At 74.8% G+C, this 20076-nt stretch carries 20 protein-coding genes; 14 read left to right on the forward strand and 6 right to left on the reverse strand.

Annotation, left to right across the window (positions count from 1 at the left end):
- The first annotated feature begins 114 nt into the window (after positions 1 to 114).
- From CP974_RS23315 to CP974_RS23325, 3 genes are all read left to right on the forward strand, one after another.
- Entirely contained in the window at positions 115 to 699 is a 585-nt protein-coding gene (locus CP974_RS23315; RefSeq protein WP_031136559.1) for a DUF5998 family protein, read from the forward strand.
- Positions 699 to 1904: an alkaline phosphatase family protein gene (locus CP974_RS23320; protein ID WP_085921383.1), complete on the forward strand. Its 1206-nt coding sequence runs from the start codon at positions 699 to 701 to the stop codon at positions 1902 to 1904. Before CP974_RS23315 ends, CP974_RS23320 begins: the two co-directional genes overlap by 1 nt.
- Positions 1905 to 2010: 106 nt before the next feature.
- On the forward strand, positions 2011 to 2742 hold the full coding sequence (locus tag CP974_RS23325; RefSeq protein WP_051840060.1) for a thymidine kinase: 732 nt from the start codon (positions 2011 to 2013) through the stop codon (positions 2740 to 2742).
- A 440-nt stretch (positions 2743 to 3182) separates the two neighbouring features.
- Here the strand turns inward: CP974_RS23325 and CP974_RS23330 are convergent, their stop codons facing one another.
- Positions 3183 to 3956, reverse strand: a complete 774-nt coding sequence (locus CP974_RS23330) for a VOC family protein (protein ID WP_031134812.1) — start codon at positions 3954 to 3956, stop codon at positions 3183 to 3185.
- A gap of 237 nt (positions 3957 to 4193) precedes the next feature.
- Here CP974_RS23330 and CP974_RS23335 point away from each other — a divergent pair, with 237 nt between their 5' ends.
- Positions 4194 to 5057, forward strand: a complete 864-nt coding sequence (locus tag CP974_RS23335) for a sulfurtransferase (protein WP_031134810.1) — start codon at positions 4194 to 4196, stop codon at positions 5055 to 5057.
- A 267-nt stretch (positions 5058 to 5324) separates the two neighbouring features.
- Here the strand turns inward: CP974_RS23335 and sepH are convergent, their stop codons facing one another.
- The 3 genes from sepH to CP974_RS23355 all read right to left on the reverse strand — a co-directional run bounded on the left by sepH (position 5325) and on the right by CP974_RS23355 (position 9545).
- Complete coding sequence (gene sepH, locus CP974_RS23345; protein WP_078915797.1) at positions 5325 to 6392, reverse strand: septation protein SepH; 1068 nt, start codon at positions 6390 to 6392, stop codon at positions 5325 to 5327.
- A 527-nt stretch (positions 6393 to 6919) separates the two neighbouring features.
- Positions 6920 to 8260 (reverse strand): D-arabinono-1,4-lactone oxidase, encoded by a 1341-nt coding sequence (locus tag CP974_RS23350; RefSeq protein WP_051839836.1) that lies wholly within the window; start codon positions 8258 to 8260, stop codon positions 6920 to 6922.
- Positions 8199 to 9545, reverse strand: a complete 1347-nt coding sequence (locus CP974_RS23355; RefSeq protein WP_078915798.1) for an MFS transporter — start codon at positions 9543 to 9545, stop codon at positions 8199 to 8201. Before CP974_RS23355 ends, CP974_RS23350 begins: the two co-directional genes overlap by 62 nt.
- Positions 9546 to 9714: 169 nt before the next feature.
- On the opposite strand from CP974_RS23355, the gene CP974_RS23360 reads away from it, so the two are divergent.
- From CP974_RS23360 to CP974_RS23370, 3 genes are all read left to right on the forward strand, one after another.
- Positions 9715 to 10842 (forward strand): ferrochelatase, encoded by a 1128-nt coding sequence (locus tag CP974_RS23360; protein WP_031134802.1) that lies wholly within the window; start codon positions 9715 to 9717, stop codon positions 10840 to 10842.
- A 9-nt stretch (positions 10843 to 10851) separates the two neighbouring features.
- Positions 10852 to 11685 (forward strand): inositol monophosphatase family protein, encoded by an 834-nt coding sequence (locus CP974_RS23365; protein WP_051839834.1) that lies wholly within the window; start codon positions 10852 to 10854, stop codon positions 11683 to 11685.
- A 467-nt stretch (positions 11686 to 12152) separates the two neighbouring features.
- On the forward strand, positions 12153 to 13106 hold the full coding sequence (locus tag CP974_RS23370; RefSeq protein WP_031186440.1) for an IS481 family transposase: 954 nt from the start codon (positions 12153 to 12155) through the stop codon (positions 13104 to 13106).
- Between the two features lie 101 nt (positions 13107 to 13207).
- Here CP974_RS23370 and CP974_RS23375 read toward each other — a convergent pair whose 3' ends face one another.
- On the reverse strand, positions 13208 to 13390 hold the full coding sequence (locus tag CP974_RS23375) for a hypothetical protein (RefSeq protein WP_031128351.1): 183 nt from the start codon (positions 13388 to 13390) through the stop codon (positions 13208 to 13210).
- Between the two features lie 342 nt (positions 13391 to 13732).
- Here CP974_RS23375 and CP974_RS23380 point away from each other — a divergent pair, with 342 nt between their 5' ends.
- From CP974_RS23380 to CP974_RS23395, 4 genes are all read left to right on the forward strand, one after another.
- Positions 13733 to 14386: a response regulator transcription factor gene (locus CP974_RS23380; RefSeq protein WP_031128352.1), complete on the forward strand. Its 654-nt coding sequence runs from the start codon at positions 13733 to 13735 to the stop codon at positions 14384 to 14386.
- A 2-nt stretch (positions 14387 to 14388) separates the two neighbouring features.
- The gene (locus CP974_RS23385) at positions 14389 to 15627 is read left to right on the forward strand and encodes a sensor histidine kinase (protein ID WP_031128354.1); all 1239 of its coding nucleotides are present in this window, start codon (positions 14389 to 14391) and stop codon (positions 15625 to 15627) included.
- 394 nt (positions 15628 to 16021) lie between these two features.
- Complete coding sequence (locus CP974_RS23390; RefSeq protein ID WP_010471668.1) at positions 16022 to 16318, forward strand: DUF4193 domain-containing protein; 297 nt, start codon at positions 16022 to 16024, stop codon at positions 16316 to 16318.
- 13 nt (positions 16319 to 16331) lie between these two features.
- Positions 16332 to 17240 carry a hypothetical protein gene (locus CP974_RS23395; RefSeq protein WP_031128355.1) on the forward strand — a complete coding sequence of 303 codons (909 nt, stop codon included), beginning with the start codon at positions 16332 to 16334 and terminating at the stop codon, positions 17238 to 17240.
- A gap of 334 nt (positions 17241 to 17574) precedes the next feature.
- On the opposite strand, the gene CP974_RS23400 is transcribed toward CP974_RS23395, so the two are convergent.
- Complete coding sequence (locus CP974_RS23400; protein WP_031128356.1) at positions 17575 to 18084, reverse strand: DUF3093 domain-containing protein; 510 nt, start codon at positions 18082 to 18084, stop codon at positions 17575 to 17577.
- Between the two features lie 58 nt (positions 18085 to 18142).
- Between CP974_RS23400 and CP974_RS23405 the strand changes: the two genes are divergently transcribed.
- From CP974_RS23405 to CP974_RS23415, 3 genes are read left to right on the forward strand one after another with little or no spacing between them, the layout of a single operon-like run.
- Positions 18143 to 18718: a PaaI family thioesterase gene (locus tag CP974_RS23405; protein WP_031128358.1), complete on the forward strand. Its 576-nt coding sequence runs from the start codon at positions 18143 to 18145 to the stop codon at positions 18716 to 18718.
- The gene (gene dut / locus CP974_RS23410) at positions 18718 to 19230 is read left to right on the forward strand and encodes a dUTP diphosphatase (protein WP_031128359.1); all 513 of its coding nucleotides are present in this window, start codon (positions 18718 to 18720) and stop codon (positions 19228 to 19230) included. The genes CP974_RS23405 and dut overlap by 1 nt, the downstream gene beginning before the upstream one ends.
- Position 19231: 1 nt before the next feature.
- Entirely contained in the window at positions 19232 to 20002 is a 771-nt protein-coding gene (locus CP974_RS23415; protein WP_031128360.1) for a DUF3710 domain-containing protein, read from the forward strand.
- Positions 20003 to 20076: the final 74 nt, after the last annotated feature.

Consider the following 20076-nt stretch of genomic DNA (forward strand, 5'->3'; position numbering starts at 1 on the left):
GGGCCCCGCCCGCCCCGCGGGCCGCCGCCAGGCCCGCTCGGGCGCCGGGGCGCCGGCCGGCCCCGGTTTCCACAGCCGTCACCGGGGCTCCGGGCGCCCCGTAGGATGGAGTCCATGGCGAAGACCGGTACGACGACCCAGGGGCTGCGCGCGGCGATCGAGCGCAGCGGCTACTACCCGGCCCTCGTGGCCGAGGCGGTGGAGGCCGCCGTAGGCGGGGAGCCGATCGCGTCGTACCTCGTCCACCAGGAGACCACCTTCGACGCCAACGAGGTCCGGCGGCACGTGACGGTCCTCGTCCTCACCGCCACGCGCTTCATCGTCAGCCACACCGACGAGCAGAACGCCGACACGACCTCCCCGACGCCCTACGCGACCACGTCCACCGAGTCCGTGAAGCTCGGCCGGATCTCGTCGGTCGTCGTCAGCCGCGTCGTCGCGAACCCGGAGTCGTACCAGCCCGGCACGCTCCCGCGCGAGATCGTCCTCACGGTCGGCTGGGGCGCGGTCTCCCGCATCGACCTGGAGCCCGCCGCCTGCGGCGACCCGAACTGCGACGCCGACCACGGCTACACGGGCAACTCCACCGCCGACGATCTGAGCCTGCGCGTCAGCGAGGCCGGCGACGGCCCCGAGACGGTCCGCCAGGCCCTCCACTTCGCCCAGGCCCTCTCCGAGGCCACCGCGGCCACCCGCTGATGGCCCAGCCGACGACCACGGCCGCCGCCTGGCCCGACGAGCCCGAGCCGCTGTCCCTCGACACGGCTCCCGTCCCCGCCTACGGCTCGGGCTCCCTCGCCGACCTGCTGCCGACGCTCGCCGCCGGCCTCGGCGTGCCGGGTTTCGAGCCGCTGATCTCCGAGCTGGCCCCGGCCGACCGGATCTGCGTCTTCCTCATCGACGGCCTCGGCTGGGAGCAGGTCCGGGCGCACCCGGCGGAGGCCCCGTTCCTCGCCTCGCTCCTCGGCACCTCGCGCGGCGGCACGGGCCGGCCCCTCACGTCCGGCTTCCCCGCCACCACGGCGACCTCCCTCGCCTCGGTCGGCACGGGCCGGCCGCCCGGCGAGCACGGCCTGACCGGCTACACCGTCCGCGACCCGGACACCGGCCAGCTGATGAACCAGCTCCGCTGGCGCCCCTGGACACCGCCGCACGTGTGGCAGCCGTACCCCACGGTCTTCGAGCTGGCCGACGCGGCGGGCGTCCACACGGCGCAGGTGTCGTCCCCGGCGTTCCAGGACACGCCGCTCACCAAGGTCGCGCTCAGCGGCGGCACGTTCCACGGGCGGCTCTCCGGCGAGGAGCGCATGGACCTCGCCGCCCGCCGGCTCGCCGAAGCCGACCGCGCCCTGGTCTACACGTACTACAGCGAGGTCGACGGGGCGGGCCACCGCTTCGGCGTGGACTCCGACGCCTGGCGCGGCCAGCTCATGCACGCCGACCAGCTGGTCCAGCGCCTCGCCGAGCAGCTTCCGGCGCGTTCCGCGCTGTACGTGACGGCCGACCACGGCATGGTCGACATCCCGTTCGACGAGGAGTCGCGCATCGACTTCGACGAGGACTGGGAGCTGCGCGCCGGTGTCGCCCTGCTGGGCGGCGAGGGCCGGGCCCGCCACGTGTACGCCGTACCGGGCGCCGAGGCCGACGTGCTGGCCGTCTGGCGCGAGGTGCTGGGCGACCGCTTCTGGGTCGCGGGCCGCGAGGAGGCCGTGGCGGCCGGCTGGTTCGGGCCGCACATCGACGAGCGCGTGTACGGCCGGATCGGCGACGTGGTGGCCGCCGCGCACGACGACGTGGCCCTGACCGCGTCCCTCGCCGAGCCGCACGAGTCGGCGATGGCCGGGATGCACGGCTCCATGACGGCCGCCGAGCAGCTCGTCCCGCTGCTGGAAGTCCGCACGTAGCACGCCTGCCCCTCGCCCGTCCCGAAGCCCCGCCCGCGCCGTCAGGCCCCGTACGCACCACCTCCGCGGCCCGTGCCCCGCAGACCCGAAAGGCCCTCACTTCCCCATGCCCGAGCTGGTGTTCTTCTCCGGAACCATGGACTGCGGAAAGAGCACCCTCGCTCTGCAGATCGAGCACAACCGGTCGGCGCGCGGCCTCCAGGGCATGATCTTCACCCGCAACGACCGGGCCGGCGCGGGCAAGCTGTCCTCCCGCCTCGGGCTGGTGACGGAGGCGGTCGAGGCGGCCGCGGAGTTCGACTTCTACGCGTACCTGGTCGACCACCTGTCGCGCGGCGGCCGCTGCGACTACGTGATCGCGGACGAGGCGCAGTTCCTCGCCCCCGAGCAGATCGACCAGCTCGCGCGGGTGGTGGACGACCTGGAGCTGGACGTGTTCGCCTTCGGCATCACGACCGACTTCCGCTCCAAGCTGTTCCCGGGGTCCCAGCGGCTGGTGGAGCTGGCGGACCGGGTGGAGGTCCTCCAGGTCGAGGCGCTGTGCTGGTGCGGCGCGCGAGCCACGCACAACGCCCGCACGGTCGGCGGTGTGATGGTGGTCGAAGGCGCCCAGGTCGTCGTCGGGGACGTCAACGCGGGCAGCGAGGTGGGGTACGAGGTGCTGTGCAGGCGCCACCACCGGCGGAGGATGACGGCCGCCACCGCCCGCGCGGCCGCCCTGTCCCCGGACGTCCTGCCCGTGGAGCCGCCCGAGCCGCCGGCTCCCGTCCGCACCCGTCCTGCCGGGTCCGGGGCCGCCCCGGCCTCCACGGCGCACACCGCCCCGGCCACCCGGTAACCACCCGGCCCGGCACACCCGTGCGGCGTCCACCGCGCCCGCACCCGCCTGCCGCGCCCGGTCCGCCGGGCACCGCGCCCCCGAGGGACCGCGCCCCCGGGCATCGCGTCCGCGGACACCGCATCCTCGGGCGACCGCGCCCTCCGGGCATCGCGCCCCGGCGGACCGCGCCCTCCGGGCATCGCGCCCCGGGGGACCGCGCCCTCCGGGCAACGCGTCCCAGGGGACCGCGCTCTCGGGGGACGCATCCTCCGGGCACGCACCCTCGGGCATCGAGCCCTGCGGGCACCGCGCCCCCGGCGCCCGGGGCCCGCCCGCGGCCACCGCGCCCCGGCCGCCCGCCGCACCCCGCACGCCCCGGCCCCGCACGCCCCGGCCCCGCGTGCCCCGCCCGACCCGGCGGCCACCGCCGGCGACCGCAGCGCCCGGCGGGCCGCCGCTCAGCGCCCGCTCGACCGCACGACCGTGAAGACGGCCCCCTCCGGGTCGGCCAGCGTCGCCCGCCGTCCCCCCGCACCGTCGCGGGGCGTGTCCAGCACGCGCCCGCCCAGTTCCGCCGCGCGGCGCGCGGCCGCGTCCGGGTCGGCCACCTCGAACCACGTCGTCCAGTGCGCCCCCCGGTCGCGCGGCAGGTCCCTGCCGAGGCCGCGCACCGACAGGGCGGGCCGCCCCGCCGCCGTCAGCACGACATGGTCCGGACCGTCCGAGGCGTCCGGCTCCGGCTCGTAGCCGAAGAGCGTCCGGTAGAACTTCACGGCCGGCTCGGCCTCGTACGTGAGCAGCTCGTACCAGACGGGTGTGCCCGGCCCGCCCGCCGCCGAGGTCCCGGCGAAGGCGGCGGCCTGCCACACCCCGAAGACCGCGCCCGACGGGTCGGAGCAGATCACCAGCCGCCCGGCGGCGCCCGCGTCGAGCGGGCCCACGGCGACCGTCCCGCCCGCGCAGCGGACCGACTCGGCCGTGCCGTCGGCGTCGTCGGAGGCCAGGTACACCGTCCAGGAGCCCGGCAGGCCGCGGTCGGCGGGCAGCAGGCCGATCCCCGCGACCTCCCGGCCGTCGAGCAGGGCGCGCGCGTACGGGCCGAGCCGCGGCGGGCCGGGCGCGAACTCCCAGCCGAACAGCTCCCCGTAGAACTCGCGCGTCGCGTCAAGGCCGTGCACCATCAAGCTCACCCAGCAGGGTGAACCCGGCTCGCGCCGGGTCGCCTCGGTCATCGTCACATTCTCCTCGGACCATCGTCGTGGCCGTGCGGGGGACCGGGCGCGGACCCGCGTCGGCGCCGCGGCCCCACGCCTCGTCAGATGCTGGCACCGCAGCTCGGGCGGTACGCCCCGGCCGCGCCGTGGATTGGCGCGATCCCGCAGGAGGATGCCCGAAAATTCCGCGTCCCATCCCGGCATTTCGCCGTGAGTCCTCCCGGCAGGGCCGGTGTCTGCGCGAGGATGGCACGTATGAACCGCAGCACAAGCACCGACTCGCACCCCCTGGTCTCCGCCGAGGAGCTCGCCGCCGAGCTCGCCGCCCCGGCGGCCGGCCGGGCGGCACCCGTCCTGCTGGACGTCCGCTACGAGATGGGCGGCCCGCCCGGGCGTCCCGCGTACGAGGCGGGGCACATCCCCGGCGCCGTGTACGTGGACCTCGACACGGAGCTGGCCGGGCCGCCCGGGGACGGGGGCCGCCACCCGCTGCCGGACCTCGGCGTGTTCGGCGCGGCGATGCGCGCGGCCGGCGTGTCGTCCGGGTCGCGGGTCGTCGTGTACGACGGCGGTCAGGGCTGGGCGTCGGCGCGGGCGTGGTGGCTGCTGCGCTGGGCGGGGCACCGGGAGGTGCGGGTGCTGGACGGCGGGCTGGCGGCGTGGCGGGGCGCGCTGTCGACGGCGGTGGTGGAGCCGGTGCCGGGCGACTTCGCCCCCGTACCGGGCGGGATGCCGCTGCTGGACGCGGACGGGGCGGCGGCGCTGGCCCGCGACGGGCTGCTGCTGGACGCGCGGGCGGGGGAGCGGTACCGGGGCGAGGTGGAGCCGATCGACGCGGTGGCCGGGCACATCCCGGGCGCGGTGTCGGCGCCGACGGCGGGGAACGTGACGGAGGACGGCCGGTTCCTGGCGCCGGAGGCGCTGGCGGCGCGGTTCAAGGAGCTGGGGGTCTGGGACGCCCCGCAGGTGGGGGTCTACTGCGGTTCGGGCGTGTCGGCGGCCCACGAGGTGCTGGCGCTGGAGGCGGCGGGCGTACGGGCGGCGCTGTACGCGGGCTCGTGGTCGGAGTGGACGCTGGACCCGTCCCGCCCCGTGGCCACGGGCCCCGACCGGGGCTGACCCGGCGGCCGACCTCCCTGGGCGGCTGCTCGGGCGCGGGCGAGGCGGAGGCGGCAGCGCGTGTCCCCGCCGCCGCCCGTCCCGGCGTGAGCGTCCTCGCGGCGGAGAGGCGCCCGGTCTGATGCGGGCGCCCGGTCAGAATCACGCCGACAGCCGACAGCCGACAGCCGACAGCCGACAGCCGACAGCCGACAGCCGACAGCCGACAGCCGACAGCCGGGAACGAGCCGTGAAGGGGCCCGGCCCCTCCTCCCGGCCCGGCCTCGGCTACTCCTGCTGCTTCTTGCGTCGCGTGCCGAAGACGATCTCGTCCCAGCTGGGGACCGCCGCCCGGCGCCCCGGACGGACGCCGTCGGCCTCCGCCTGGCGGTCCGTCGTGCCGACCAGCCGGTCCCGGTGCCCGCTCACCGAGCGGGGCATCAGCACGTCCGCGTACGCCGACCCGGCGCCGGCCGAGGCGGCGGGGGCCGGGGGCTCCTCCGCGTCCGGCTCGCCGTCGGGCTCGGCCGCCGCCGAGGCGCCGTCCGTCCCGGTCGCCCGGTCGGGGACGACCATGTCGCCCCGGAAGTTCGGCACGGCCTCCAGGAGGCTGGTCAGCGAGTCCCGCTCGGACTCCTCCGCGGGCTCGGCGCTCGGCGGGGGCGGCGCGGCGCGGTCCGCGGTGCGCTCGCGCGGCAGCCGCGCGATGCGCGGGACGAACGGGAAGCTCGGCTCCGGCACGGCCACCGCGTCGTCGGTCTCGCCGATCAGCGCGCGGGCCTCCGCGTCCACGGCCTGCACCAGGCGGCGCGGCGGGTCGTACGTCCAGCTCGCCGTGTGCACCTCGCCGGCGACCCGGTAGACGAGCAGCACCTCCCAGGTGCCGTCGTCGCGCCGCCACGAGTCCCACGCCACCGTGTCCTTCTCGGCGCCGCGCAGCAGCAGACGCTCCTGCACGGCCTCGCCGAGCTGCGGGCCGGCGTTCTCGCCGGGCCTGCGGACGGGGGTCTTCCGGGCCCGCTCCGCCATGAAGGCGCGCTCCGCGAGCACGGGTCCCTCGAAGCGGCGGACGCGCTCGACGGGGATGCCCGCGAGCTGGGCGACCTCCTCGGCGGAGGCACCGGCCCGTATGCGTGCCTGGATGTCGCGCGGCCGGAGGTGGCTCTCCACCTCGATCTCGATCTGGCCGAGCCGGGGGCGGTCGTTGCGGACGGCGGCGCGCAGCCGCTCGTCGATCGGAAGGGTGTACTCCGTGTTGTCCGCAGCCTTCAGCACCAGTCGTGTGCCGTCGTTGGAGACGGCCACGACACGCAGTTCGGGCATGGGGACCTCCCGGGTGGTGCCTGCCGACGTCACGTGCGTCGCTGCTTCCGCTAGTCGAGTGTGGCCTGCCCGGGTGCAGCCTGCCACAACCTTGCCGTGTTGACCGGCGTGTCGGGCATGGGCCCTGGAGCGCCGTCATGGCACGGTAACCTATTCCACGACTCGACGTGACCGTCGATCACGCTCCGTCGCAGGCCCCCGTGCGGTATGGCGGCACCGCCGGATCGAGTGCCATTTCCGGCCCCTCCCGTTGATCCCGGGCACCCGTAAGGGACCGGTGCCCAGGGTTCGTCACAGTACTCCATTCGGGCCATGTCGGTGCACCGGCGCGCCGTCGGACTTCGTGCGGTGCCCGGCGGTTGACGCTCCGGCAGGGCGCGCGCCGCGGGGGCGGCCGCGGGAGAAAACGGCTGGAACCGGTACGAGTCGCGGCCCCTCCCGGCGCCGGCACCGCCCGTGATCCGCACCAGCGCCGGCGTCGCGGACCGGCCCCGGCGCGGGAACCGGCCCCGGTATCGGCCGCGCGCCGGAACCGGCCCGGCGAACGGGCCGGTTCCGCGTCAGTCGCCCAGCACCCGCCGCAGGTACGGGTTGGCGAAGACCCGGTCGGGGTCCAGCCGGTCGCGCAGCGCCGTGAACTCGCCGAACCGGGGATACACCTGGGCGAGGTACGCCGCGTCGCGCGTGTGCACCTTCCCCCAGTGCGGCCGGCCCGCGTGCGCGGTCATGATCCGCTCCGTGGCGGTGAAGTACGCCCGATAGGGGGTGCCGCGGTACATGTGGACCGCGATGTACGCGGTGTCCCGGCCCGACGCCGTGGACAGCGTGATGTCGTCCGCCGGGGCCGTCCGCACCTCCACCGGGAAGCTCACCCGCAGCGGTGACCGGTCCACCATCGCCCTCAGCTCGCGCAGCGCCGCCACCGCCGCCTCCCTCGGGACGGCGTACTCCATCTCCATGAACCGCACCCGCCGCGGACTGGTGAAGACCTTGTACGGGATGTCCGTGTACGTGCGCGGCGACAGCGCCCGACTGGAGAGCCGCGCGATCGCCGGGACGGCGGCGGGCAGCGCCCGGCCGACCGAGTTGGCCACCTGGAAGACGCCGTTGGACAGGAACTCGTCCTCGAACCAGCCGCTCACCGCCCCCGGCGGATCCACGGGGCCCTGGCTGCGGTTGTTGCGCTTGGTGCTGCAGTTGCCGGTGTGCGGGAACCAGTAGAACTCGAAGTGCTCGTTCTCCGCGTACAGCTCGTCGAACTCGGCCGTCACCCGGTCGAAGCCCATCGGCTCCTCGCGCGCGGTCAGCAGGAACATCGGCTCCACCGCGAAGGTCACCGCCGAGACCACGCCCAGCGCGCCCAGACCGATCCGGGCCGCCGCGAAGACGTCCGGGTTCTCCTTCTCGGAGCAGGTCGTCACCCGGCCGTCCGCCGTCACCAGCTCCAGCTCCCGGACCTGCGCGGCGACCGACGCCGAGTCGCGGCCCGTCCCGTGCGTCCCGGTGCTGATCGCGCCCGCGACCGTCTGCTCCATGATGTCGCCCATGTTGGCGAGCGACAGGCCCTCGCGCGCCAGCGCCGCGTTCAGCCGCTTGAGCGGGGTCCCCGACTCCACGGTCACGGTCATCGCCGTACGGTCGATCCGGCGGATGCCCGTCAGCAGGTCGGGGCGGATCAGCAGCCCGTCGGTCGCGGCGATCGACGTGAACGAGTGGCCCGTCCCCACCGTCTTCACCCGCAGGCCGTCGTCCGCCGCGCCGCGGACCGCCTCCGCCAGCTCCTCCACGGACGCCGGGAAGGCCTCCCGCGCGGGGCGGACGGAGACGTTCCCCGCCCAGTTACGCCAGGTGGCCGCTCCGCTCCGGCCGCTCGCCCCGCCCGGACGCCCCGGACCGTTCAGGCCCGTCGTACCGCTCCGGCCGCTCCAGCCCCTCCGGCCGCTCCAGCTCCTCAGACTGCTCAGGGTCCTGCTGCGCACGCTGCCCCTCCCGCCTCGGCACCGGCCTGGTCAGCCGGCGGTACCCCAGGAACGCCACCAGAGCCGCGAGCACCCCGGCCACGCCGGGCACCACGTACCCCGCGCGGGCCCCGTGCACGGCGACCACCCAACCGGAGACCGACGTGCCGAGCGCCACACCCACCGCGAGCCCGGTCCCGGTCCAGGTCATGCCCTCGGTCAGCTTGCCGCGCGGTACGTGCTCCTCCACCAGGGCCATGGTGGTCACCATCGTCGGTGCGATGGCGAGGCCCGCGACGAAGAGCGCCACGGCCAGCAACGTGAGGTTCCCGGCCAGTTGGAGGGGGATCATACTCACGGCCATCGCCAGCACGCCCACGACCCAGCGCCGCGCGGGAGCGCCCTTCAGCCGCAGCATCCCGAACACCGCCCCGGCCAGGCACGAACCGCCCGCGTAGACGGCCAGCACCAGGCTCGACGCCGTCTTGTGGCCCCGCTCCTCCGCGAACGCCACGGTCACCACGTCCACCGCGCCGAAGATCGCGCCCGTCGCGACGAACGCCACCACCAGCACCTGCAGGCCCGGCGAGCGCAGCGCGCTCGTCCGCGCCGCCCCGTGCCGCTCCACCGGGTGCGGGGCGGGCTCCGTCGCCCGCTGCGCGGTCAGCCACCACACGCCCGCCAGCAGGAACGCCCCCGCCAGCACCGGGCCCGCCGCGGGGAACCAGACCGTCGACAGCCCGATCGATATCGGCGGGCCCATGATGAAGCACAGCTCGTCGACGATGGACTCCAGCGAGTACGCCGTGTGCAGGTCGTGCGGCCGGCCCCGGAGGATCTCCGCCCACCGCGCGCGCGTCATCGCCCCGAGGCTCGGCACGCACCCCGCGGCCGCCGCGCTCACGAACAGCGTCCAGTCCGGCAGCCCCGCCTGCGCGCACAGCACCAGCGCGCCCGCGGCGGCCGCCGACACCAGCGCCGCCGGGCGCAGCACGCGGCGCTGCCCGTACCGGTCGACCAGCCGCGACACCTGAGGGCCCAGCAGGGCGGCGGACAGCGCCAGCGTGCCGGTCAGCAGCCCGGCGAGCCCGTACCGGCCCGTCAGCTCGGTGATCATGGTCAGTACGCCCACGCCCATCATGGCCAGGGGCATCCGGCCGATGAGGCCGGCGGCGGAGAACCCCAGGGTGCCGGGGGCGGCGAAGATCGCACGGTAGGGACTGGGCAAGGGGCACTCCGGGGCGGGGGCGTGGCGGGTGGCGCGGCCGGCGGGGACGGCCGGCGGGGTAAGGCGCATGGGCAGCCTTCACAGATTACGGGCAGGCGGCGGGACGCGCACCACCGGTTTTCCGCTGTCAGCGCCGGGTGGCAGGATCGGAGCCATGTCCGATCAGCGTGTGTCCGACCAGCCCGACCCCTCTCCGTACGACGCGTTGCTGCTGCTCTCCTTCGGCGGTCCCGAGGGCCCCGACGAGGTGGTCCCGTTCCTGGAGAACGTGACGCGGGGCCGGGGCATCCCCAAGGAGCGCCTCAAGGAGGTCGGGCAGCACTACTTCCTGTTCGGCGGCGTCAGCCCCATCAACGACCAGTGCCGGGAGCTGCTCGCCGCGCTCCGCGAGGACTTCGCGGCGGCCGGTCTCGACCTGCCGGTCTACTGGGGCAACCGCAACTGGGCGCCGTACCTCACGGACACGCTGCGCGAGATGGTCCGCGACGGGCGGCGCCGCATCGCCGTCCTCGCCACCAGCGCGTACGCCTCCTACTCCGGCTGCCGCCAGTACCGGGAGAACCTGGCCGACGCGCTCGCCGCGCTGGAGGCGGAGGGGCTGCCCCTGCCGAAGGTCGACAAGCTGCGGCACTACTTCAACCACCCCGGCTTCGTCGAGCCCGTGGTGGAGGGCGTCCTGCGCTCCCTCGGCGAGCTGGACGAGCGGGTCCGCGACGGCGCCCACCTCGCCTTCACCACCCACTCCATCCCCGACTCCGCCGCCGACACCTCGGGCCCGGTGGAGGCCCACGGCGACGGCGGGGCGTACGTGGCGCAGCATCTCGACGTCGCCCGCCTGGTCGCCGGCGCCGTGCGGGAGCGCACCGGAGTCGACCACCCCTGGCGCCTCGTCTACCAGTCCCGCAGCGGCGCCCCGCACATCCCGTGGCTGGAGCCCGACATCTGCGACCACCTGGAGGCGCTCCACGAGGAGGGCGCCCCGGCCGCCGTGATGGTGCCCATCGGGTTCGTCTCGGACCACATGGAGGTCCTGTACGACCTCGACACGGAGGCCGCCGCGAAGGCCGCCGAGCTGGGCCTGCCCGTGCGCCGCTCGGCCACCGTCGGCGCCGACCCGCGCTTCGCCGCGGCCATCCGCGACCTGCTCCTGGAGCGGGCCGCCACCGAGCGCGGCGCCTCCGTCGAGCGGTGCGCCCTCGGCGCGCTGGGGCCCTCGCACGACGTGTGCCCCGTCGGCTGCTGCCCCGCCCGTGCCGAGCGGCCCGCCGCGGCCGGCGCCGACAGCCCGTACGCCTGAGGAGGCCCCGTGACCGATCAGCCGCCGCCCACCCCGGGCCCTGCGGGCGAGCCGCCGCTGGAGGAACTGCTCTCCGTCGCCCTGGAGGCCGCCCGGCGCGCCGGCGCCCTGCTGCGCGACGGCCGCCCGGTGGACCTGGGCGTCGCCGCGACCAAGTCGAGCCCCATCGACGTGGTCACCGAGATGGACATCGCCGCCGAGAAGCTGATCACCGACCACCTGGCGGAGCACCGGCCCCACGACGGCCTGCTCGGCGAGGAGGGCGGCGCCTCCGAGGGCACCAGCGGCATCCGCTGGGTGGTCGACCCCCTGGACGGCACGGTGAACTACCTGTACGGCCTGCCGACCTGGGCGGTGTCCATCGCCGCCGAGCGGGACGGCGAGGCGCTCGTCGGCGTCGTGGAGGTCCCCCTGCGCGGCGAGACGTTCCAGGCCGTACGGGGGCGGGGGGCCTGGCTGGGGGAGCGGCGGCTGCGCTGCCGCCCGGCCCCGCAGCTGGACCGGGCGCTCATCGCGACCGGGTTCAACTACGTCACCACCGTCCGCGCCCACCAGGCCGAGGTGGCCCACCGGCTGCTGCCGCTGGTGCGGGACGTACGCCGGAGCGGGTCGGCCGCCGTCGACCTGGCCGACGTGGCCGCCGGCCGGCTGGACGGCTACTACGAGCGGGGCCTGCGCCCCTGGGACCGGGCGGCCGGGGCGCTCATCGCGCGCGAGGCGGGCGCCCTGACCGGCGGCCGTCCCGGCGGGCGGGAGGACGACGCCCTGACCGTGGCCGCCCCGCCCGGCGTGTTCGAACCGCTCCAGGCCCTCCTGGAGGACTTCGGGGCCTGGCACGACTGACGGGGTCCGCCGTTCACCCGCGCGGGCGGTGGATGGCGCCTCACGGCCCTCACGGGGTCACGGAGGCGCGCGCCGCACCACCCTGCCAGGGGCGGCGGCGCGGGCGGCACCGTCCGCCGCTCAGGAGTCGCCGCCACGGGAGGCCGTACAGGCCGTACCAGAGCCCCGCCCGGCGGCGCGAGAGCCCTGCGGCCCGCGCTCCCGGGCCGTGCGGTCCGCCGCGCCCTGACCGTAGGTCCCGTCTTCGGGACCTTCGGTCCCGCGCGGACCGTTGGCGGGCGATCGGCCCCGGCGGGCGCCCGGGGCCGGACCCGGCTCCCGCGCCAGGGCCGCAAGGGCCTAGGTGTTCTGTCCCGGGAGGTTGTGGACGGGTGATGCAGGTCTCGGCTGAGGGATCTTGAAATGGGTGAGGGCCTTCTGGCCTGGTGTGGATTGCGACATCTGCACCGGCGACCAGAAAGGCCCTCGTGCCCCACCGTAATGCACCCCTGACCGAGACCGGACGGCTGCGCCTGGCCCGCTGCGTGGTCAAGGACGGCTGGCCGCTTCGGCGGGCCGCCGAACGTTTCCAGGTCTCACCCACCACCGCCCATCGATGGGCTGCCCGCTACCGGGCCATGGGCGAGGCCGGGATGGGCGACCGTTCCTCCCGTCCGCACGCAAGCCCGCGCCGGACCCCGACCCGCACCGAACGCCGGATCATCAAGGTCCGCCTCATCCGCCGGTGGGGGCCGGCCCGCATCGCCCACCTCCTGGACCTGGTGCCCTCCACGGTCCACCGCGTGCTGACCCGCTTCGGGCTGGCCCGCCTGACCTCCCTGGACCGGGCCACCGGCCGTGTCATACGACGCTACGAACGCGACCGGCCCGGCGAACTCGTGCACGTCGACATCAAGAAACTCGGCAACATCCCCGACGGCGGCGGCCACAAGACCCTCGGCCGCCAAGCCGGCCGCAAGACGAAGTCCGGCGTCGGCTACAGCTACATCCACACCGCCGTCGACGACCACTCCCGTCTCGCCTACAGCGAGATCCTGGCCGACGAGAAGAGGGAGACCGCCACCACCTTCTGGCAGCGGGCCCACGCCTACTTCGCCTCATGCGGGATCACGGTGCAGCGGGTCCTGACCGACAACGGCTCGTGCTACAGATCCCACGCCTGGCGCGACGCGCTGGCGGCGGCCGGGATCACCCACAAGCGAACCCGGCCCTACCGGCCCCAGACCAACGGCAAGGTCGAACGCTTCAACCGCACCCTGCTCGACGAATGGGCCTACGCCCGCCCCTACCGCTCAGAGCAGGAACGACGCGATGCCTTCCCCGACTGGCTGCATACCTACAATCACCACCGCGGACACACCGCGCTCGCAGGCAAACCACCCGCCAGCCGCGTCCCCAACCTCACAGGGCAATACACCTAGGCCAGGGCCCCACGGCCCTTGCGGGCGGTCGCCGGAGAGGCCCGTGGGCATGCGAAGGCCCCGGAGTCCCGAGGGACGCCGGGGCCTTCGAGGGCGGTCCGTCAGACGGAGACCGGGGAGATGGAGGAGACCTCCACGCCGTGCTCCGCCGCGAGGCGCCGGAGGTCGTCCAGCTCCGCCTGCTCGACGTCGGCCAGGAAGTCGTCTCCGGTCTCCCGCGCCCGCGTCAGGTCGGTTTCCGTCGCCCTTATGCGCTGCAGCAGTCCTGCGGTGAAAGCGTCCATGATGCGCCCCCTCGTCATGGGTCGGTGGTGGCACGGGGGTGTGCCGAGGGTGGGGTCCGGACCACGCACAGCGCCTCTGGGGGACAGAGCGGCTCGTGGCCGTGCCACATACACGGCGTGATCTCGGGTGTGCAGTCGTCCTCCCCAGACGCGACCTCAGGGAAACCTCAAGGGCCGGGGAGTCTCGCGAACATGTCCGGTCGCGCACCCTCCCGCACAGTCGGCCGTCCGGTCGCCTTACAGCCGGTTTACGCGCGTAAGGGGCAGGATGGCCAGGACAGCGGCACCCCCGCCGCTGTCCAGGATCTGCCCGCTTCCGGGCTCGGAGGAAGGATCAGCGCCGTGCGCGTACTCGTCGTCGAGGACGAGCAGCTGCTCGCCGATGCGGTGGCCACCGGACTGCGCCGGGAGGCCATGGCCGTCGACGTCGTGTACGACGGGGCCGCGGCCCTGGAGCGCGTCGGCGTCAACGACTACGACGTCGTCGTCCTCGACCGCGACCTGCCCCTCGTCCACGGGGACGACGTCTGCCGCAGGATCGTCGAGCTGGGCATGGCGACCCGCGTCCTGATGCTCACCGCCTCCGGCGACGTCAGCGACCGCGTCGAGGGCCTGGAGCTGGGCGCCGACGACTACCTGCCCAAGCCGTTCGCGTTCAGCGAGCTGACCGCCCGCGTCCGGGCGCTCGGACGGCGGACGACCACCGCGCTGCCGCCCGTCCTGGAGCGGGCCGGCATCAGGCTGGACCCCAACCGCCGCGAGGTCTTCCGCGACGGCCGGGAGGTCCAGCTGGCCCCCAAGGAGTTCGCCGTGCTGGAGGTGCTGATGCGCAGCGAGGGCGCCGTCGTCTCCGCCGAGCAGCTGCTGGAGAAGGCCTGGGACGAGAACACCGACCCGTTCACCAACGTCGTCCGCGTCACGGTCATGACCCTCCGCCGCAAGCTCGGCGAGCCTCCGGTCATCATCACCGTGCCCGGCTCCGGCTACCGGATCTGACCGTGGCGGACACACCCACACCGCGCGCGGCCCCGCCCAAACCGACCTGGGACCCGCGGGCCCCCGCGCGCCCGCTGCTGCGGCCGACCATCCGGATACGGCTCACCCTGCTGTACGGCGGGATGTTCCTCATCGCCGGGGTCCTGCTGCTGTCGATCATCTACCTGCTCACCCGGCAGGCCCTCTACATCAGCACCGACGACCTGCCCTTCAAGCTGCTCAAGGGCGAGGTCGACCCCAACTTCGACTGGTGCCGGCTGCCCGCCGAGGGGGTGACGGCGGAGCAGTTCAACGACGCCATGGCCGGATGCCTCCAGCACCAGCGGGACCTGGCCCTGGACGACCTGCTGCGGCGCTCGCTCTTCGCCCTGCTGGGCCTGAGCATCATCGCGTTCGCCTTCGGGTACGCCATGGCGGGCCGGGTGCTCTCGCCGCTCGGCCGGATCACCCGCACCGCCCGCCAGGTCGCCGGCTCGGACCTGAGCCGCCGCATCAAGCTGGTCGGCCCGGACGACGAGCTCAAGGAGCTGGCGGACACCTTCGACGAGATGCTGGACCGGCTGGAGCGCGCCTTCACGGCCCAGCAGCGCTTCGTCGCCAACGCCTCGCACGAGCTGCGCACCCCGCTGGCGATCAACCGCACGCTCCTGGAGGTCCACCTCTCCGACCCCGCCGCCCCCGTGGAGATGAGGGAGCTGGGCAAGGCGCTGCTGGCCACCAACGAGCGCAGCGAGCAGCTGGTGGAGGGCCTGCTGCTGCTGGCCCGCAGCGAGAACCAGATCGTGGAGCGCAAGCCCGTCGACATCGCCGAGGTGGCGTCCCGCGCCATCGACCAGGTGCGCGGCGAGGCCGAGGAGCGGGGCGTGGAGTTCCGCGGCGAGCGCGCGCCGGCGGTCGTCCAGGGCAACGGCGTGCTGCTGGAGCGCATCGCCCTGAACCTGGTCCAGAACGCCGTGCGCTACAACGTCCCCGAGGACGGCTGGGTGGAGGTCACCACGGCCGTGGAGGGCGGCCAGGCGGTGCTGGTGGTGTCGAACACGGGCCCGGTCGTCCCCGCCTACGAGATCGACAACCTCTTCGAGCCGTTCCGGCGGCTGCGGGAGGAGCGGACCGGCAGCGACCGGGGCGTCGGCCTCGGCCTGTCGATCGTCCGGTCGGTGGCGCGCGCCCACGGCGGGCGGATCACCGCGGTGCCGCGCGAGGGCGGCGGGCTTGTGATGCGTGTCACTTTTCCGCGCTGACGTCTTCACGCCGTCGCCTTCGTTGTTCGCTGTACGCGGAATTCCCGCAGGTGGGCGACGTCTGCACGCTGTGTGATCGATCACAGGTGCAGACCTTTCGGTCATCACCCTCTGTGAGGGGAATTGCCTCTGGAAAACCATGGATTGTCCTGGTTTCCGGCCACCTGCATCACGGGAAGTACACGGGGTGGTGCCTGCGAGGCGGGCCCTCCCGACCGTGTACGGTCCCGTTCGCCACCCAAACCCGATTACTCGCGAGGGGTCCGGTTGGGTGTCGATTGAGTAACAGACCTTGATGTGAGGCAAAATCTCCGCCTCAGGTCGGGCACAAGTCCGGCCTCTCACGCGTTACGTGCGCTGGAGACACCGCAAACACCCAGAGGGGGAGAGTGACATGGCTACGGACTACGACACCCCACGCAAGACCGACGACGACGTCGACCAGGACAGTCTCGAGGAGCTGAAGGCCCGGCGGAACGACAAGTCGACCTCGGCGGTCGACGTGGACGAGTTCGAGGCCGCCGAGGGCCTCGAACTGCCGGGGGCCGACCTCTCCAACGAGGAGCTGGCCGTCCGGGTCCTGCCGAAGCAGGCGGACGAGTTCACGTGCATGAGCTGCTTCCTCGTGCACCACCGCAGTCAGCTGGCTCGGGAGAAGAACGGCCAGCCGATCTGCCGAGACTGCGACTGAGGACCGGTCGGTCGTGGCAGGCGAAAGCCGGTTCAGGAAGAGGCTCCGCTTCCCCGGGAAGCCGGAGGCCGCCGAGGACGGCCCGGGGTCGGCGGACGGCTCCCGGTCGTCGGCCGAGCCCTCCGTCCACCTGCCCTCCCCCGACGCGCGTGACGACGGGCGAGGCCACTCGGCCTCGCTCGAACCCGCGGGCGGCGACGCGGGGCACCGCCGCCCCCTGGCCGCTGCCGGGGCGCGCGGGGTGGACCTGGTGAAGCGCGGCGCGCTCCGGAGCGCCGCGGGCGCCCGGACCGCCCTCGCGTACGTGGCCGAGCGGATCATCGAGAACGCCCCGCGGGTCCCCGTACGGGACCTCGCGACGCTGCGCCGGCAGTTCCCGGGCCTCGGGCCCGAGCAGCTCGCCGACAAGCTGGTCGCGGGAGCCGCGTCGGCCTCGGCCACGGTCGGCGCGGGAGTCGGCGCCGCCGCCATGCTGCCCGTGCCGCCGGCGATGCCCGCCGAACTGGCGGCCGAGATCACCGGCGTCGCCGCCATCGAGATGAAGCTCATCGCCGAGCTGCACGAGGTCTACGGCCAGCGGCCGCCCGGCGATCTCAGGGAGCGCGCCATGGCCTACCTGGCGGCGTGGACCGAGGAGCGCGGCATCGACCTCACCAAGCCGACCACGGTGAACGCCGCGCTCGGCGGCCGGATGAAGCGCGAACTGCGCCAGCAGATCGTCAAGCGCACGATGCGCAACCTGCCCAACCTGCTCCCGTTCATGATCGGCGCCACCGTCGGCGCCGTGCTGAACCGCCGCGACACGAAGAAGGTCGCCGAGAAGGTGCGCAACGACCTGCGGACCCGCCAGGTCCCCTGGGACGCCCTCCCCGACCTGCCCCCGCTGGAGCAGCCGGAGAACCCCAAGCAGCTCGGCTTCTAGGCCCCGGCCGGCCCCGCCGACTCCGGGCGCCCGTCAGCCGCGCCCCACCCGCCCCCGGCACCCCACCCCGCGCGGTTGGGCCGCCTTCTGCGGGCCCGCCCCCTCGGGTCCCGAGCCGGACGCGCGGGCGCGTCCGAGGTGCGGCCACTGCCGGACGGCGCCCCCGCCAGACCGATCCGGCGTTCCGCTACCGCGTACGTCCTCGCCGGGCTCCCCGGGCTCCCCGGGCGTCCTCAGGCCGGCGCCCCGTCGAACGAACGCCCCCGCCGGACGCCCCGGCCAGGCACCCCCGCCGCCGGACGCCCCCGCCGGGGACGCCCCGCCGGCGCCCCGTTCAGTCCCCCTGCCGGGCGGCCTCGCGGGCCTCGCGGATGGCGGCGGCCAGCCCCTCCGGGTCGCGGGTGGAGACGTACACGTACGGCGTCGGGTCCCGCGGGTCGGTGACCTCCACGCGCACCGCGCCGGTGATGTACCCCCGCAGCAGCAGGAACGCGCGCGGGTCCGCCTTGTACGTGCGCCAGGCCCGCGCCTCCTCGCCCTCCAGGGCCTCCGGCTCGCCCAGCGCCTCCACCGGGATCCGCGCGTCGCCCGCGACCAGCGAACCGGCCACGACGCGCACCCGCGCCGAGCCGTACGAGCTGACGGCGATCGACGCGAGCGCCCCCGCCAGGATGAGCCCGCCCAGCATCGGCACCGCGCCCAGCGGCAGCGCCACCAGGCCGCCGGAGACCCCCAGCAGGGCGGCGATCAGCCACCACGTTCCGGGGGCGGTGAGGCGTTCGTCGTACCCGGGGGCGTGCTCGGGAGCGTGCGCGGGAGCCGAAGGGCGGTCGGAAGGCTGCATACACCCAAGCTTGGCACGGTGCGCCCGCCGCCCCGCCGCGCGGGTAAGGTCTGCGGCTGTGACCACTGCACTGACCCCTCCCGCCGGCGCCCGGCCGCCGAAGCGGCATCCCGAGGCGCCCGCACCGGGCGAACCGCTCGGGGCGCACTACGCGAACTGCTTCGGCTGCGGCGGCGGCCAGCCCCACGGACTGCACCTGGAGGCCAGGGCCGGCGAGGGCGTCTCCGTCACCGCCGAGTTCACCGTCACCCCCGACCACCAGGGCGCGCCCGGTCTCGCCCACGGCGGCGTCCTCGCCACCGCGCTGGACGAGACGCTGGGCTCCCTCGGCTGGCTGCTGCGGGTGATCGCCGTGACCGGACGGCTGGAGACCGACTACGCCCTGCCCGTGCCCGTCGGCACCGTCCTCCACCTCCAGGCCGAGGTCACCGCCGTCCACGGCCGGAAGATCTACTCCACGGCCACCGGCCGGATCGGCGGGCCCGACGGCCCGGTCGCCGTCCGCGCCGACGCCCTCTTCATCGAGGTCAAGGTCGACCACTTCATCGACAACGGCCGCCCGGAGGAGATCCAGGCGGCCATGGCCGACCCCGACCAGGTCCGGCGCGCCCGCGCCTTCGAGGTGAACCCCTGATGACCGCTCCCGTCGACGTACTCATCCGCCGCCTCGACCCCGAGGTGCCCCTCCCCTCGTACGGGCACCCCGGCGACGCCGGCGCCGACCTCGTCACCACCCGCGCCGCCGAGCTCGCCCCTGGCGAGCGCGCGGTCCTCCCCACCGGGGTGTCGATCGCCCTCCCCGACGGGTACGCCGCCTTCGTGCACCCCCGGTCCGGGCTGGCCGCCCGGCTGGGCATCGCGCTGGTGAATGCCCCGGGGACGGTCGATGCCGGGTACCGTGGAGAGATCAAGGTGATCGTGGTCAATCTGGATCCGCGCGAGAGCGTCCGGTTCGAACGGTTCGACCGGATCGCCCAGCTTGTCGTCCAGCAGGTCGAGAAGGTCCGCTTCCACGAGGTGGCGGAGCTTCCCGGCTCGGCACGGGGCGAGGGGGGCTTCGGGTCCACGGGCGGCCACGCCGCCGTGGACGGCTGGACGGGTGGGAATCCATACGCAGCGGTCGTAACCGACCGGGAAGGACAGTGACGTGTTCGGACGTCGCAAGAAGGCCAGTGCCGCCGAGAACGCGGCGGGCGAGGCCGAGCAGGTCGTCGACGAGGTCGGCACCGACGAGGCGGCGGAGGAGGACGGCCCCCGCCGGGTGAACCTCCCGCCCGCGCCCCGGCCCGACGGCCCCTGGGACATCTCCGAGGTGTCCCGGCCCGAGGACGGCCGCGTCGACCTGGGCGGGCTCTTCGTCCCCGGCGTCGAGGGCATGGAGCTGCGCGTCGAGGTCGCCGGGGACGCGATCGTCGCGGCGACGGTCGTCCTGCGGGACAGCGCGATCCAGCTCCAGGGCTTCGCCGCCCCCAAGAAGGAGGGCATCTGGGGCGAGGTGCGCGAGGAGATCGCCTCCGGCATCACCCAGCAGGGCGGTGTCATCGACGAGGTCGAGGGGCCCCTCGGCTGGGAGCTGCGCGCCCAGGTGCCGGTGCAGCTGCCCGACGGCACGGGCGGCGTGCAGCTCGTGCGGTTCGTCGGCGTCGACGGCCCCCGCTGGTTCCTGCGCGGTGTCATCTCCGGGCAGGGCGCCGTGCAGCCCGAGGCCGCGGGCCTGCTGGAGCAGATCTTCCGTGACACCGTCGTCGTGCGCGGCGACGGCCCCATGGCGCCCCGCGACCCGATCGTCCTGAAGCTGCCGAACGACGCGCAGATGGTGCCCGAGAGCACCCAGGCCGAGGGCCAGCCCGCCGGCTCCCGCTTCTCCGGCGACATGGGACAGCTCCAGCGCGGCCCGGAGATCACCGAGGTCCGCTGACCCGCCGCGAGGGGGCGGGCCGCCGGCAGACGGGTGTCAGAATCCTGTCAAGACCTTCCGGTTCCACCGCCCCT

Origin of the sequence: Streptomyces fradiae ATCC 10745 = DSM 40063 (genome assembly GCF_008704425.1) — a bacterium.
GTDB lineage: Bacteria > Actinomycetota > Actinomycetes > Streptomycetales > Streptomycetaceae > Streptomyces > Streptomyces fradiae.

What these genes read in the sequence shown, in the direction of transcription:
- CP974_RS23315 (WP_031136559.1), top strand. Translation starts at nt 115, where the DNA reads ATGGCGAAGACCGGTACGACGACCCAGGGGCTGCGCGCGGCGATCGAG.
- CP974_RS23320 (WP_085921383.1), top strand. Translation starts at nt 699, where the DNA reads ATGGCCCAGCCGACGACCACGGCCGCCGCCTGGCCCGACGAGCCCGAG.
- CP974_RS23325 (WP_051840060.1), top strand. Translation starts at nt 2,011, where the DNA reads ATGCCCGAGCTGGTGTTCTTCTCCGGAACCATGGACTGCGGAAAGAGC.
- CP974_RS23330 (WP_031134812.1), bottom strand. Translation starts at nt 3,956, where the DNA reads ATGACCGAGGCGACCCGGCGCGAGCCGGGTTCACCCTGCTGGGTGAGC.
- CP974_RS23335 (WP_031134810.1), top strand. Translation starts at nt 4,194, where the DNA reads ATGAACCGCAGCACAAGCACCGACTCGCACCCCCTGGTCTCCGCCGAG.
- CP974_RS23375 (WP_031128351.1), bottom strand. Translation starts at nt 13,390, where the DNA reads ATGGACGCTTTCACCGCAGGACTGCTGCAGCGCATAAGGGCGACGGAA.
- CP974_RS23390 (WP_010471668.1), top strand. Translation starts at nt 16,022, where the DNA reads ATGGCTACGGACTACGACACCCCACGCAAGACCGACGACGACGTCGAC.
- CP974_RS23400 (WP_031128356.1), bottom strand. Translation starts at nt 18,084, where the DNA reads ATGCAGCCTTCCGACCGCCCTTCGGCTCCCGCGCACGCTCCCGAGCAC.
- dut (WP_031128359.1), top strand. Translation starts at nt 18,718, where the DNA reads ATGACCGCTCCCGTCGACGTACTCATCCGCCGCCTCGACCCCGAGGTG.